This window comes from Streptomyces sp. NPDC086549 (genome assembly GCF_044746205.1).
In the GTDB taxonomy this organism is placed as follows: domain Bacteria; phylum Actinomycetota; class Actinomycetes; order Streptomycetales; family Streptomycetaceae; genus Streptomyces.
In genome coordinates this window covers 346,949-359,077 of sequence record NZ_JBIVBS010000004.1, presented here as the reverse complement: position 1 = coordinate 359,077, position 12,129 = coordinate 346,949, and the positions used below count along the sequence as shown (strand labels likewise).

Annotated in this window: 12 protein-coding genes and 1 pseudogene; 6 read left to right on the top strand and 7 right to left on the bottom strand. The window is 71.6% G+C overall.

Annotation, left to right across the window (positions count from 1 at the left end; translation table 11 throughout):
- Positions 1 to 30 precede the first annotated feature (30 nt).
- From ACIPSA_RS16535 to ACIPSA_RS16525, 3 genes and pseudogenes are all read left to right on the top strand, one after another.
- Positions 31 to 489, top strand: coding sequence for a hypothetical protein (locus ACIPSA_RS16535; protein WP_402634712.1), 459 nt, complete (start codon positions 31 to 33; stop codon positions 487 to 489).
- 304 nt (positions 490 to 793) lie between these two features.
- On the top strand, positions 794 to 1,732 hold the full coding sequence (locus ACIPSA_RS16530; RefSeq protein WP_402634709.1) for a sigma-70 family RNA polymerase sigma factor: 939 nt from the start codon (positions 794 to 796) through the stop codon (positions 1,730 to 1,732).
- Positions 1,733 to 1,817: 85 nt separating this feature from the next.
- A pseudogene (locus ACIPSA_RS16525) lies at positions 1,818 to 1,913 on the top strand (hypothetical protein); the annotation flags it as partial.
- On the opposite strand, the gene ACIPSA_RS16520 reads toward ACIPSA_RS16525, so the two are convergent.
- From ACIPSA_RS16520 to ACIPSA_RS16510, 3 genes are read right to left on the bottom strand one after another with little or no spacing between them, the layout of a single operon-like run.
- Positions 1,883 to 2,023, bottom strand: coding sequence for a hypothetical protein (locus ACIPSA_RS16520; RefSeq protein ID WP_402634706.1), 141 nt, complete (start codon positions 2,021 to 2,023; stop codon positions 1,883 to 1,885). The pseudogene ACIPSA_RS16525 and the gene ACIPSA_RS16520 sit on opposite strands and share 31 nt — an antisense overlap.
- 31 nt (positions 2,024 to 2,054) lie before the next feature.
- Complete coding sequence (locus ACIPSA_RS16515; protein WP_402634704.1) at positions 2,055 to 2,681, bottom strand: low molecular weight phosphatase family protein; 627 nt, start codon at positions 2,679 to 2,681, stop codon at positions 2,055 to 2,057.
- A complete protein-coding gene (locus tag ACIPSA_RS16510; protein WP_402634702.1) occupies positions 2,678 to 4,120 on the bottom strand; it encodes a polysaccharide biosynthesis tyrosine autokinase in 1,443 nt (480 codons plus the stop codon). Before ACIPSA_RS16510 ends, ACIPSA_RS16515 begins: the two co-directional genes overlap by 4 nt.
- 366 nt (positions 4,121 to 4,486) lie before the next feature.
- Here ACIPSA_RS16510 and ACIPSA_RS16505 point away from each other — a divergent pair, with 366 nt between their 5' ends.
- The 3 genes from ACIPSA_RS16505 to ACIPSA_RS16495 are packed head-to-tail and all read left to right on the top strand — an operon-like array spanning position 4,487 to position 7,956.
- Complete coding sequence (locus tag ACIPSA_RS16505) at positions 4,487 to 5,239, top strand: hypothetical protein (protein WP_402634699.1); 753 nt, start codon at positions 4,487 to 4,489, stop codon at positions 5,237 to 5,239.
- A 10-nt stretch (positions 5,240 to 5,249) separates the two neighbouring features.
- A complete protein-coding gene (locus ACIPSA_RS16500; RefSeq protein WP_402634696.1) occupies positions 5,250 to 7,130 on the top strand; it encodes a DUF4012 domain-containing protein in 1,881 nt (626 codons plus the stop codon).
- A complete protein-coding gene (locus ACIPSA_RS16495) occupies positions 7,123 to 7,956 on the top strand; it encodes a glutaminyl-peptide cyclotransferase (RefSeq protein WP_402634693.1) in 834 nt (277 codons plus the stop codon). The genes ACIPSA_RS16500 and ACIPSA_RS16495 overlap by 8 nt, the downstream gene beginning before the upstream one ends.
- 15 nt (positions 7,957 to 7,971) lie before the next feature.
- On the opposite strand, the gene ACIPSA_RS16490 is transcribed toward ACIPSA_RS16495, so the two are convergent.
- The 4 genes from ACIPSA_RS16490 to ACIPSA_RS16475 are packed head-to-tail and all read right to left on the bottom strand — an operon-like array spanning position 7,972 to position 12,126.
- Positions 7,972 to 9,219: a glycosyltransferase gene (locus ACIPSA_RS16490; RefSeq protein ID WP_402634690.1), complete on the bottom strand. Its 1,248-nt coding sequence runs from the start codon at positions 9,217 to 9,219 to the stop codon at positions 7,972 to 7,974.
- Positions 9,216 to 10,427, bottom strand: coding sequence for a polysaccharide pyruvyl transferase family protein (locus tag ACIPSA_RS16485; RefSeq protein ID WP_402634688.1), 1,212 nt, complete (start codon positions 10,425 to 10,427; stop codon positions 9,216 to 9,218). Before ACIPSA_RS16485 ends, ACIPSA_RS16490 begins: the two co-directional genes overlap by 4 nt.
- Complete coding sequence (locus tag ACIPSA_RS16480) at positions 10,400 to 11,275, bottom strand: glycosyltransferase family 2 protein (RefSeq protein WP_402634685.1); 876 nt, start codon at positions 11,273 to 11,275, stop codon at positions 10,400 to 10,402. The genes ACIPSA_RS16485 and ACIPSA_RS16480 overlap by 28 nt, the downstream gene beginning before the upstream one ends.
- Positions 11,272 to 12,126 carry a hypothetical protein gene (locus ACIPSA_RS16475; RefSeq protein WP_402634681.1) on the bottom strand — a complete coding sequence of 285 codons (855 nt, stop codon included), beginning with the start codon at positions 12,124 to 12,126 and terminating at the stop codon, positions 11,272 to 11,274. Before ACIPSA_RS16475 ends, ACIPSA_RS16480 begins: the two co-directional genes overlap by 4 nt.
- Positions 12,127 to 12,129 lie beyond the last annotated feature (3 nt).

The following is a 12,129-nucleotide window of genomic DNA, read 5'->3' as shown; positions in this document are numbered from 1 at the left end:
GACCGCGGAACGTGCGTCTACGATCGCGCGGTGAGCTACGACATCTACTTCCTGAGCCGACGCGACGGGCAGTCCTGGGATGAGGCCCTGGAGGCGATGGAGGACGCGGCCGAGGACAGCGAGCCGATCCCTGCCCGCCTCCTTGAGGCCTGGGACCGAATAGTGCCGCAGGCTCGGACCCTGCTGGGCGAGGTGCAGCTCACGGAGTATGAGCAGGAGTCGCGGGATCTGAGCCGCTCGGACACCGGCATCCACCTGTCCCTGTTCGGTGACGAGGTGAGCATCACCGTGCCCTACTGGCATACGGGGCACGACGCCGCGGTCGTGCTCGGCAAGGTCTTCGCCCTTGCGGCCGTCGTCGAGAAGGAGACTGGGCTGACTGCCTACGATCCCCAGGTGGAACGTCCGCTGGCAGAGACGCCGCCGCAAGACGCGGTCGGGATGATGTCGCAGATCGCCGAGGATCTGCGCAGCCGCTTCGGCGGTTGATCACCGGGCGACGGCGGAGCCGGCCAGGTTCCGGGCGGTGCGGGCGACTTGAGCGGTCACCCGCACCAACCGCGGTTTCGTTGGCGACGACGCGGCCCGTCGCGTCGGGGACGACCCCGGTCGATGCGCAGCTGGAACGGGAAGCCGACCTTCAGGTCCGGCTTGGCCCACATCGGCAGGGTGCAGGCGTAGTGGCCGATGGCCGGATCGTCGCCGGACGCCCCGCCGCCGGTGCCGCCGTGGAGGAGGGGCGTGTGGGCAGCGCTGCTGGCTGTGCTGCCGCAAAGCGCGCCATGATGAGCCCGTGGACTTCGAGCCGTACCGGGGTGAGTTGGTGGCGTACTGCTACCGGATGCTGGGCTCGTTCGACGAGGCCGAGGATCTGGTGCAGGAGACGATGCTGCGCGCCTGGAAGGCCCGTGACCGGTACGACCGCACACGCGCGTCCGTGCGGACCTGGCTGTACCGGATCGCGACCAACGCGTGCCTGACGGCGCTGGAGGGGCGGGCGCGGCGGCCGTTGCCGTCCGGGCTGGGTGCGCCGAGCGAGGACCCCGGGGCGCCGCTCACTCCCGCTCTCGACATCCCCTGGCTGCAACCGTTCCCCGACGCGCGGTTCGATGCGGAGGTGCGGACCGACATGCGGCTCGCGCTGGTGGCGGCGATGCAGGTCCTGCCGCCGCGGCAGCGAGCCGTGCTGGTGCTCCGCGAGGTCCTGGAGTTCACCGCGGCCGAGGTCGCCGAGCAGTTGGGGACCACGGCCGCGGCTGTCAACAGCGCGTTGCAGCGGGCCCGTGCCGCCCTCGCCGGCGTGGGTGGCGTGGACGAGGTCACGGAGCCGGACGATCCCGGGGTGCGCGCGGTGATCCAGCGGTATGTGCGGGCCTTCGAGGCGGCCGACGTCCCCGCGCTCGTGCGGCTGCTCACGGACGAGGCGGTCCTGGAGATGCCGCCGGTGCCGCTGTGGTACCGGGGCAGCCGCGACTACGGCCTGTTCATGGAGCGTGTGTTCCGGATGCGGGGGGCGGGCTGGGCCATGACGCCCCTGACCGCCAACGGGCAGCCCGCGCTCGCCGCGTACGCGCCGGAGCCCGGCGGCGGGCATCGGCTGCACACACTGCAGGTCTTCACGGTCACCGGCGGCCGGGTCGCGCGCAACGTCGTGTTCGCCGATCCGCACGTGTTCGAGGCGTTCGACCTGCCCCGGCAGATTTCTTCCGACGGCTTTCGCCGGGCGCGATGAGTGGGGCCGGCGCCGCCGTCCTCGCCAAGTACACGTACTCGCGGAACAGTTGACGCATACGGCCGACGCCACGTCACGTAGCCGCATGCGATCAGCACTGGCACAGGCGACCAGCCGGCTGCGGATCGGCACGCCGGTCACCGGCATCCACTACCGCCATCCGGCGGTGCCGGCCAACATGGCGGCGACGTTCGACATCGTGTCCGGCGGGCGGCTGGAGCTCGGCAGCGGGGGCGGGGTGATCAGTCCCGTCTCGTACGCCACGACGGCGGTGTACGAGACGGTGATCACGCCGGAGAGGAAGCCTCCGGGGACCCCCGGTTCAGCGGCTCGCCCCGCCGCCCAGCAGCCGGACCAGCGTGCTCACCACCCCGTCGATCTCGCGGGCGCACTCGTCCAGCACACGGTGGGGCCTTCCCCAGGGGTCCGCGACGTCGTCCTCGGCCGACGGGACCGGGGCGGCGGCTCCCCGGCGGCCGGCCGCGGCCGCGACCACGGCGTCGAAGCCGTCCACGGCTCCCGGGCCCGCCCCGTCCGGTACGCCGCCGTGCACGGTCGCCGCACCTTCCCCATCCACTCCCCCGCCCCGCGCTTCGCCGGCTCCTCCCACGGCGAGACGCACGAACTCCTTCAGGGTGAAGCAGCGCCGCATCGCCGACGGCGCGAGCCGCACGGCCGCCTCCCGGTGCTCACGCGCGAGCCCGAGGACCAGTGCCGATCCCGCGACGAGCTGTGTGGTGAGCGGGCGGGCCACGAAGCCGGAGCCGTCACCGCCGAGCTTCTCCAGCACCGCCCTGGTGGAGCTCTCCATGCCGGGCCGGGGCCACGCCTGCGTGCCGGCGCTCTCCGGCCGCACGGCCGAGCCGGACGGAAGCCTCGCGGCCAGCAGACGCTCGGCGAGCACCGAGCGGTGCACATTGCCCGTGCAGACGAACAGGACCCGGGTCATTTCTCGCCCGCGAGACGCGTCGCCGCGGCCTCTGCGGCCTCCTTCCTGCGATCCGAGACACGGGGAGCGGGCAGTTCGCCGTACGGCCCGTAGGCGCCGTAGCGGTCGCCCCTGGGGGCCGGAGCCATGTTGAAGACGGTGCCGAGGACGTGGACGCCCAGGCGGTCCAGCGACCCCGCGGCGGAGCGGACCTGTTCCCGGCTGGTCTTCGCGGCGCGGACGACGAGCAGCGCGCCGTCGGCGAGCGAGGCGAGTCCGACGGTGTCGGCGACCGGCAGCAGCGGCGCGGTGTCGACGATCACGGCCTCGTAGGTGTCCGCCAGCTCGCGCAGCACCTCCTTCATCCGCGCCGAGGCGAGCAGTTCCGTGGGGTTCGGCGGTACGGCGCCGCTGGCGAGCACCGAGAGCCGGCCGCCGACCTGCTGCATCACGTCCTCGAAGCGGGCCTGCCCGATCAGCACCGTGGTCAGACCGGCGTCCCGCACGAGGCCGAAGGTCCTGGCCACGCACGGGCGGCGCAGGTCGGCATCCACCAGGCAGGTGGACACGCCCGCCTCGGCGAGCGAGAGGGCGAGGTTCACCGCGGTGTTGGTCTTGCCCTCGCCGGGCAGCGAACTCGTCACCACGATGATCCGCGGCGGGTTGTCGACCTGGGAGAACTGGAGGTTGGCGCGCAGCTTGCGGAAGGCCTCGGCGCGGTTGGAGCGCCCGTCGGTGCTGACGAGCGGCTGCCTGGGGGCGTTCTTGTCGTACGGGATGGTGCCGAGACCCGGCAGCGCGGTGAACTCGCCCAGTGCCTCGCTCGTCTTGAACGTGGTGTCGAGGGTCTCGCGCAGGGCGACGAGTCCGGCACCGAGCAGCAGGCCGCCGAGCACGCCCGCGGCCAGGTTCAGCAGCGGGCGGGGCGAGACCGGACCGGTGGGGGCGACGGCCTCCTGGGTGACGCCCAGGGAGACGGGCGAGGCGGGCGGGTCGTCGCCCGCGTGCCGGGCGGTGCGCTTGGGTGTCTCCAGCCGCTCGACGACCCGGCTGAACCGCTCCGCCACGGCGTTGGCGATGCGTGCCGCCCGCGCGGGCACGGTGTCCCGGACGGTGATGTCGATGAGCACGGTGTTGAGCGGGGCGACGGCGTCGATCCGGGACGCCAGTTCCTCCGGTGTGGTGCGCAGCCCCAGCTCCTTCACCACGGGCACGGTCACCTGACGGGTCGTCACGATCGAGGCGTACGACTGCACGCGCGCCTGCGAGAAGTTCTGCCCCTGGTTCAGCTGGGCGGTGTCCTCACTGGTGGGGGTGGCGACGAAGAGCTGGGTCCTCGCCTCGTAGACGGGGGCGCTCAGGCCCGTCACGGCGAGCGCGGCCCCGGTCCCGAGAACCAGACAGGCCACGACGGCCGGCCAGCGTCTGGCAAGAGCTCTGAGGAATCCGTGGAGATCCAAGCTGCACCCCTCATGACCCCTCGCAGACCGAGGGATCCATCCGAAATGAAATGTCCTGCTCCCTTTGTGCACAGCCGAACATAGGGACTCGTGCGCTCGAACCGGGGGAGCCACCCCTACATCGGGCCGTCGGACGACACCGGTGGCGCAGACCGCCCCCGCAGACCGTCCCGCCACTCGACGCGGCGGCGTCGGCCATCGGCGGGCAACCGCTCCACCATCCGGTGGCTTCCCGTGCCGCCACACCAGCGGATGTCGATATGTCCCATTTATTCCAGGTATCAAGAGCTTGGTACCCGAAATCTTGATCACGGCCAGCGCTGCAGCCTGGCCCGGACTGAAGTCGAATCGAGGAGAGTGAAGCAGATGACGACGTCGCCCAGATGGCGGGTTGCCCTGGCATCGGCAGCATCGGCCGCCATGCTTGTCGCGGCGCCCCTGATGGGGGCGCAGGCCGCGTTCGCACAGCCATACCCGGGGTCGCCTCCGCCCCTGAACGTCAACACCAACACGGTGACGGCCGGAGGACCGCTGAGCTTCGACACGGCCCCGGGAGTTTTCGTTCCCGGGCAGAGCATCACGGCGCTGCTGGAATCGACGCCGATCGTCCTCGGCCATTTCTCGGTCCTGTCCGACGGATCGGTGGCGGGGACGGTGCACATCCCGGAGTCGGCCCCTCACGGCTGGCACGTCTTCCGGCTCACCGGGGACAACCCCGACTACAGCGTCGGCGTCACCGTCTACGTGAAGGGCGGGGTCGTCGGCACCCCGACTCCTACGCCGACCCCCACTCCGACCAGACCCCCGAAACCCACCAAGCCTCCGAAACCCACCAAGCCCCCGAAACCGACCCACGGCCCGACCGGCCGGCCCACCCACTCGGAGAAGCCCGAGAACCCCGGCGGGCACAACGGACGTGACGACGGAAACAACGGATCCCACGGAGGCGGCGCGGCTGACGACCCCGTGAGCTACCAGCACCCCACTCAGCAGCACAGCTCCGACAGCCTCGCGGAGACGGGCAACGACAAGGCCCTGACCGTCGGCGGCACCGCGGCGGCGCTGCTCGTGGCGGGCGCCGGCACGACACTGGCCGTGCGCCGTCGCCGCACCTCATGACGGGCAGTTCATGACGGAGCAGGACATCCGTACGGCGGTACAACGGCGTCCCGGCCCCGGCCGGGACGCCATCCGCATGCCTGGGGCGGACCGCTCCGGCGCACGGACATCGGGTCGCCGCCGCCTGGTCAGGACAGCACTGCTGGCCATCGCGCTGCTCCCGCTGGCCGGCGCCGTCTGGATCGGTGTCACCGGGCTGTTCGCCCGCCGGGAGCTGCTCGCGGCCCAGCGGGACCTCGACGCGCTGCGGCACTCGGTGGCGGCCGGCTCCGCCTCCGGCAGGGCGGCCGCGCCCGCCCGCATAGCGGAACAGGCGGTGCGCTCGGCCGCCCTCCACGCGGCTCGGGCGCGTCGTCTCACCACCGGGCCGGTCTGGTACTCCGCCGCCGAACTGCCCTTTCTCGGGGATCCCGTGAGAACCGTGCGCGGCGCCGCCTACGCGGCGGACCGGCTGGCCGGCGACGTGCTGCCCCCGCTGACCGGCGTCCTGCCGCCGTCCGCACCGCACGGGAGCGGTGGCGGCATGTCCGAGGCCCTCGCGGCACTGCGGCAGCACGGGCCGGAAATCGCCCGGGCCGCGGACGTCGTCGCCGAGGTGCGGAGCGACGTGCGCGGTCTGCCCCGGTTCACCTGGCTGCCGGCGGCCGACCGGGCCCGTGCCGGGCTGCAGCGGCAGCTGGACCGCCTCGCCCCGGTGATGGACGACGCCTCCCTGGCGGCTCGCGTCCTGCCGCCCATGCTCGGCACGCAAGGACAACGGCGTTACTTCCTCGCGTTCCAGAACCTCGCCGAGGCACGCGGCACCGGGGGCCTTCCGGGCGCCTTCGCCGTGCTGCGGGCCGACCGGGGCCGGCTGTCCTTCGAGCGGTTCGGCAACAACACCGAGATGGAGACGGCGACACCGGACATCGACCTCGGAGCCGAGTTCAGCACCCGCTATGCGGGCAGCGACCCCATCCACACGTGGCCCAACTCCAACATGAGCCCGCACTTCCCCTACGCGGCCCGCATCTGGGCGGCGGCATGGCGCAAGCACACCGGCGAGCGCGTGGACGGGGCGATCGCCGTCGATCCGGTCACGCTGAGCCGTCTCCTGCGGGTCACCGGCCCGGCCCGCATGGCCGACGGCACCGAGCTCAGCGCCGACAACGTCGTGGACCTCACCGAGCGGACCAGCTACGCGAAGTACGACGACGTCGCCCGGCGCAAGGCGTTCTTCGTCGACGCCGCCCGTGCCGCCGCCGGGCGGCTGATGGAGGCGCTCGACGACACACGCCGGCTGCCCGCGCTGCTCGTCGCCGTGAACGACGTCCAGCGGGACGGACGGCTGAAGGTCTGGAGCGCCCACGCGGCGGAGCAGCGCCTCCTGGAGTCCCGCCCCTACTCGGGCACGCTCCCGAACACCCCCGGCCCCTTCGCGGGACTGGTGGTGAACAACGCGGCCGGCGGCAAACTGGACTACTACCTCGACCGGAGCCTGACCTGGGAAGCGGGCGCCTGCTCCGGCGGCGGCCGTACGGTCACCGTGACCATGGCCCTGGCCAACCGGGCGCCGTCCTCCGGCCTGCCCGAATACGTGACCATCAGGGCGGACTCCCCTCCCTACCGCACCCGGCCGGGTGACAACCGCCTCCGGGTGTCGTACTACGCCGGGGTCGGAGCCACCCTCGTGGACGCGACCCTGGACGGCCGCCGCGCGCTGCTCGCGCCCGGCCTCGAACGCGGCCACTCCGTGTTCACGAAGGACCTGGAGCTGCCCGCCGGCTCCCGCCGCACCCTGGTGCTGCACCTGCTGGAGCCGCACGCGGACGGCACGCCGACCCTGCTGCGGCAGTCCCTGGTGAGGCCGCTGCGGACCACGATCAGGCCGGGAGGTGCCTGCCGTGCCTGAACGCCTGTGCCGGGCGGCGGGAGCCGTGGTCGCGGCCGTGCTGCTGCTCGCGGCACGCCCGCCGGCGGACCGCGCCCCCGACGCCCGGGCGGGCCGGGCCCTGGAGGGGCGGCAGGCCGCGGCGCACCGGGTCGAGCGCCTGCGGGTCAAGGTGCTCAAGACGCTGCCGCACGACCCGCAGGCGTTCACCCAGGGACTGGAGATGGCCGGTGACACGCTCTACGAAGGCACCGGCATCTCCGGCCGGTCCTCGGTACGGGCGGGGCCCGCGGGCAAGGAGCCCAACGTCCGCGTGGCCCTCCCCGCGCCCTTGTTCGGTGAGGGCATCACCGTGCTCGGCCGGACCCTGTGGCAGCTCACCTGGCAGAACCGGATCGCCATCGAACGCGACGCCAGGACGCTCGCGGAGCTGCGTCGCGTCCCGTACCCGGACGACGGCTGGGGCGTGTGCCTCCAGCCGGCCCGGCACCGGCTGGTGACCAGCGACGGCTCGGCACGGCTGACGTTCCGCGACCCCGGGACGCTCGCGAGGACGGGCGAGGTCGCCGTGACCGAAGGGGGCCGGCCGGTGACGGAGCTGAACGAGCTGGAGTGCGTCGGCGACGCCGTGTACGCCAACGTGTTCCTCACCGACCGCATCGTGCGCATCGATCCGGCCACCGGAGCGGTGACGGCGAGCATCGACGCCTCCGGTCTGCTGCGCGCCGACGAACTCGTCCCGGGGTCCACGCTGAACGGCATCGCGGCGGTCCCCGGCACGGATCAGTTCCTGATCACCGGGAAGTTCTGGCCCAAGATGTTCAAAGTGGTGTTCGTTCCGGCCTGACGGACGGGCGGCACGTCAGCCCGAGGCACCCAGGTTCGCGTAGCGTCCTGTCAGCCAGTCGAGATGCCGCTCCGCGGTGACCCGTCGCAGCTCGACCGCGGCCGCCAGTTCCTCCGACCCCGCCCTCGGCGTCGCGATCTCCCGGGCGATGACGGCAGCCAGGTGTGCGACGTCGTCGGGGTCGACCACCGATCCCGTGGCAGGGCTGACCATCTCGGGCAGACCGCCACGGTCGGAGACGAGAGCGGGAACGCCCCGCATCAGGGACTCCCTGACGGTGAAGGGGCTGTTCTCGGCCCAGACGGACGGATGGACGGTCGCCAGTGCGTCGCTCAACAGGCTGTCCAGCTCGTGCGGCTCGTACCGCCCGGTGAATTCGACTCCGTCGAGGTCCAGTCGCCCGGCGAGGGACTCCAGTGCGGGCCGCTCGGGCCCGTCTCCGGCGACCCGGAGTCTGACACCGGGCCACGTCGCGGCCACGGTCGGCCAGGCCCGAAGCAGCCGGTCGACGCCCTTTTCCACGGCGAGCCGCCCGATGTAGACGATCGAGGTCCGCGCCCGGACGTTCCCGGCCGGTTTCGCCGGGGTCCAGGGGAGGTCCGCATAGTGCACCGACTCGGGCGAGTAGCCGTCCGCCCGAAGCACGCTCTCCATGTACCGGGACGGAGCATGGAAGCGAATGCCGGCCTTCCTGACGAGTGCTTGCGAGAGAGGTTGCTCAAGAGCCGCCAGGACGCTCGGACCGGCGGATGCCTTGACGCATCTTCTCCGGATCACTTCCCTGGCCTTCGCACGCGGGGACAGCCCCACGCACGCGTAGCACTCCTGGCCCCGCGAGTCGTCCCACAGGCGCTGATTGGCGCACACCAACTTGTACTCGTGGGCTGTCAGCAGCGCCGGGACTCCCTGGGCCCGCACACTCGCGAACACGCTCGGGGTCAGTTGGTAGCACGTTCCGTGGAAGTGCACGGCATCGGGACGGAACTCCCGCAGCGCCGCGTCCAGCAGACGGCGAACGCCCGGTGCGTAGACCGAGAGAGCGGCCCCGCCGACCTTCTGGGACAAGGAACCGTGGAAGTCGCGCGACGGCGAGAACCAGACGCGCTGTCCCTGCCTCCACAGCGCCGACGAACCGGCCGGCTCGTCCATGCCGAGGAGCGCGACCTCGTGGCCCGCGTCGGCCAGCGCGGCACTCAGCCATCCCACGTATGTCTCGACCCCGCCGAGCTGTCGGAGGTACTTCGAGACCAGCAAGACCCTCACAGCGCGGCCACCAGACCTTCCAGCGGAGCGGCATAGGCCTGGACGCGCCTCATCAGGTCGGTCCGGTCCAGCGCGAGGGCGGTCGACATCGCTCTCGCGACGGTCGGCCGGCTCGCCCGGTCCAAGGGGATGTACAGGTCCGCGAGCCCGAGCAGTTGCATGAGGGTCCGGTGCTTCTCCTCGTACCCCAGCACAACCGCCGGAACGCCCGCGGAGAGCGCGGCGATCGCCGCGTGCATCCGGGCCGTGACCACAAGTCGCGCCTCCTTGCCGATGACCGCACACAGGTCCTGGTACGAGGCCACGCCGGCGAGTCTCTTCGCGCCGTGTCGCTCGACGAGCAGGTCGACCACTTCCGAGTCATGGCCCGCCAGGGCTCCACGGATCGGCTCGTGCATGGCGTACGCCGACAGCGGCAGGCCCTCGGCCTCGGCCGCTTCGCACACTTCCGGCCACCGTGCTCGCCAGAGCGCTTCGTCGAAGTAGTCGGAGCCCACGGGGAAGACGACGCATCGGTCACCGGCCGCCGGACGAAGTTCCGCGGGCCGGAACGCGTTGCGGAAGGCCAGATCCGGGAACCGCCGGCATCGAAGTCCGAGACCGCGCAGGACCGATTCGCTCGACTCGTCACGAACGGCCACCTGGACCCCCGGGAGCAGGCCACGAAGCAGTCGTTTCATCGTGGGGCCCTGAGCTTCGACACTGACGGGCATGGTGGCCACCGGCACACCTCTGCGCACTGCCCACCACCAGGTCCACAAGGTCAGTGCCGACTCTTTGACATAGCGGTCACCGAGGTACCCGCCGCCCACCGCGTACTGCCTGCCGGCCCGGCAGTACGCGTCGTAGGTGCGCAGGGCGGACGCGCCCAGCAACCGGCGAGCGACAGGGCGTCGGAGGCGGGCGGGAGTCCTCGACGCCACCAGGACGGTCTCCACCAGGACGAACACGCCCCAGGCGGCAAGCATGCACGCCCGACGGACGGCGGTGGCTTCGGCAAGCCTGCGGCGGTCGAACAGGCGCGGCAGAACATCCGCGTGCAAAAGCGCGTCGCGGAAGGTCTCGGGCTCGAGCGCGACGACAACCGGCCGCATCGACGGGTGTGCCTCATGGACGACGTCGACGGTCGCCAGCACGAGTTCACGGTCTCCCAGGTTGTGACCCGAGTACGCCTCGGTGATCAGCGCAATGTGCGGATCGACTGCCACGACGACTCCCCCCGGTAGAGGCGGAACAGTTCGGCCGTTCCGCGGACCGACAGTCGCCGACACGCGAGTTGCACCAGCCGGCCGAGGACGAACGCGACGGGGAGCAGAGCTCTTTCCATCGGATTGCCGTACGCGTGGAGGTATGCCGTGTATGCCGCCAGCTGACTGGCCGTGACCTTCGCGGCCGCTTGTTCCTTGCTGCTCGCACCGGTGTGTGAGGCAACGACCGGAAGTACCTCGACTCCCGCCCGCGGATTGTCCCGCGCCCATGAGCTCATCTCGATCCAGAACATCTCGGGCCGCAGAGGATGCGCGCGAAGGTGAGCGGCGTCGAACGACGCAATGGTCCCGGCGGGGACCCAGCCCGACCCGAGGTCGGTTCGCAAGGGCACCTCGGCCCTCGGGAGCAGGGCCTGTCGCGCAAGCCGCGGCAGGACGAGCATCAAGAGGACCTGCGACGCGGTGAGTACGCGGCGCACGTTCTCAAGACGTGGGCCGTGGGGGATCGAGGGCACGACGACCGCCGCCCTGGACCGGCATGTGACCAGCGCCCGGAACGCATCCAGGTCCATCGACGCGTCGGGGTTGACGAAGACGATCCGCTCGGCGTCGGCCGCCAACGTGGTGGCCGCGAAGTTGACCGCGGCCGCGTAGCCGCCGTTCCCGGGGGTTGTCACGGTGTTGACTCCCGGCAGCCGCGGAGCCCGGCCCGAACAGTCGTCCACGATCCACGGAGTCAGCGCGAAGCCGTCCGCCTGGAGCTTCAGGGCGGGCGAGAGCGCTTCTCGGACCATGTCCGGAGGGTGCCCGTAGGTGATCACGGCGACGGGGAGCGGCGTACTGCTCACAGCAATGTCTCCAGCCTTGTGTCGACCGAGTGGTGCGCCAGCACCTCCGCCTGCAGTTGCCTGGTGACGGAAGGCGCCACCCGGGCGTCTCGAAGCTCCTTTGGGCGGACGCGACGATCGGCCACGTCCAGTGCGCTGCGGAAGGGACCGGGGGGCGCCATGACGATCTGCGGGATCCCGGCTGCCGCCAGGTCGAAGAAGAAGGGGTTGTAGGTCCGCAGCATCTGCCGATGGGGGACGTTCAGGACGGTGACTTCGCGGCCTTTCAACCAGGCGAGGGTCTCGACGCGTCCCATCGGGGGCACGGCAGGCAGGTCGTCGGGCCACCCCGACCCCACGCACATGCTCAGGCGGCCCGTTCTGTGAACGGAGCGAGCCAGCTCGACCCGGTCCGGATACGCGGTGCCCACCATGACGAAGGTGTCCGACGTGCCCTCCGAGATCCGCTCGGTCAACGGTTGCGGAACCAGATGCGGCCATGGAAGCCACGCCGATCCGGGAACCCATCGCGGATCCGCGCAAGCGACTCTCGTGAAGGCGGACATCGGGAAGCGGACCGCTCGCGCCCCCACGGGTTCGTCCCCCAGCCAGGCCGTCACCGGGCCCCGTTTCTTCATCCAGCCGAGGAGGGAGGGCGGAATGCGATGCGGCGCGAGGACGATGAAGCCCTCGGCCCCTCTCCCCCGCGCCATGAGACGCGACGCGATCAGGGAGTCCGATGCCATGCGGCTTCTCAGCATCCGCCGCTGCACCGGCCGTCCGAGATCGGCCACGACGACGGGGCGGATCGAATGGAAGCGGACCAGCCGGGTGAAGTCATCCGGCCCGGGCCCCCACCAGCGCATCCCCACAAG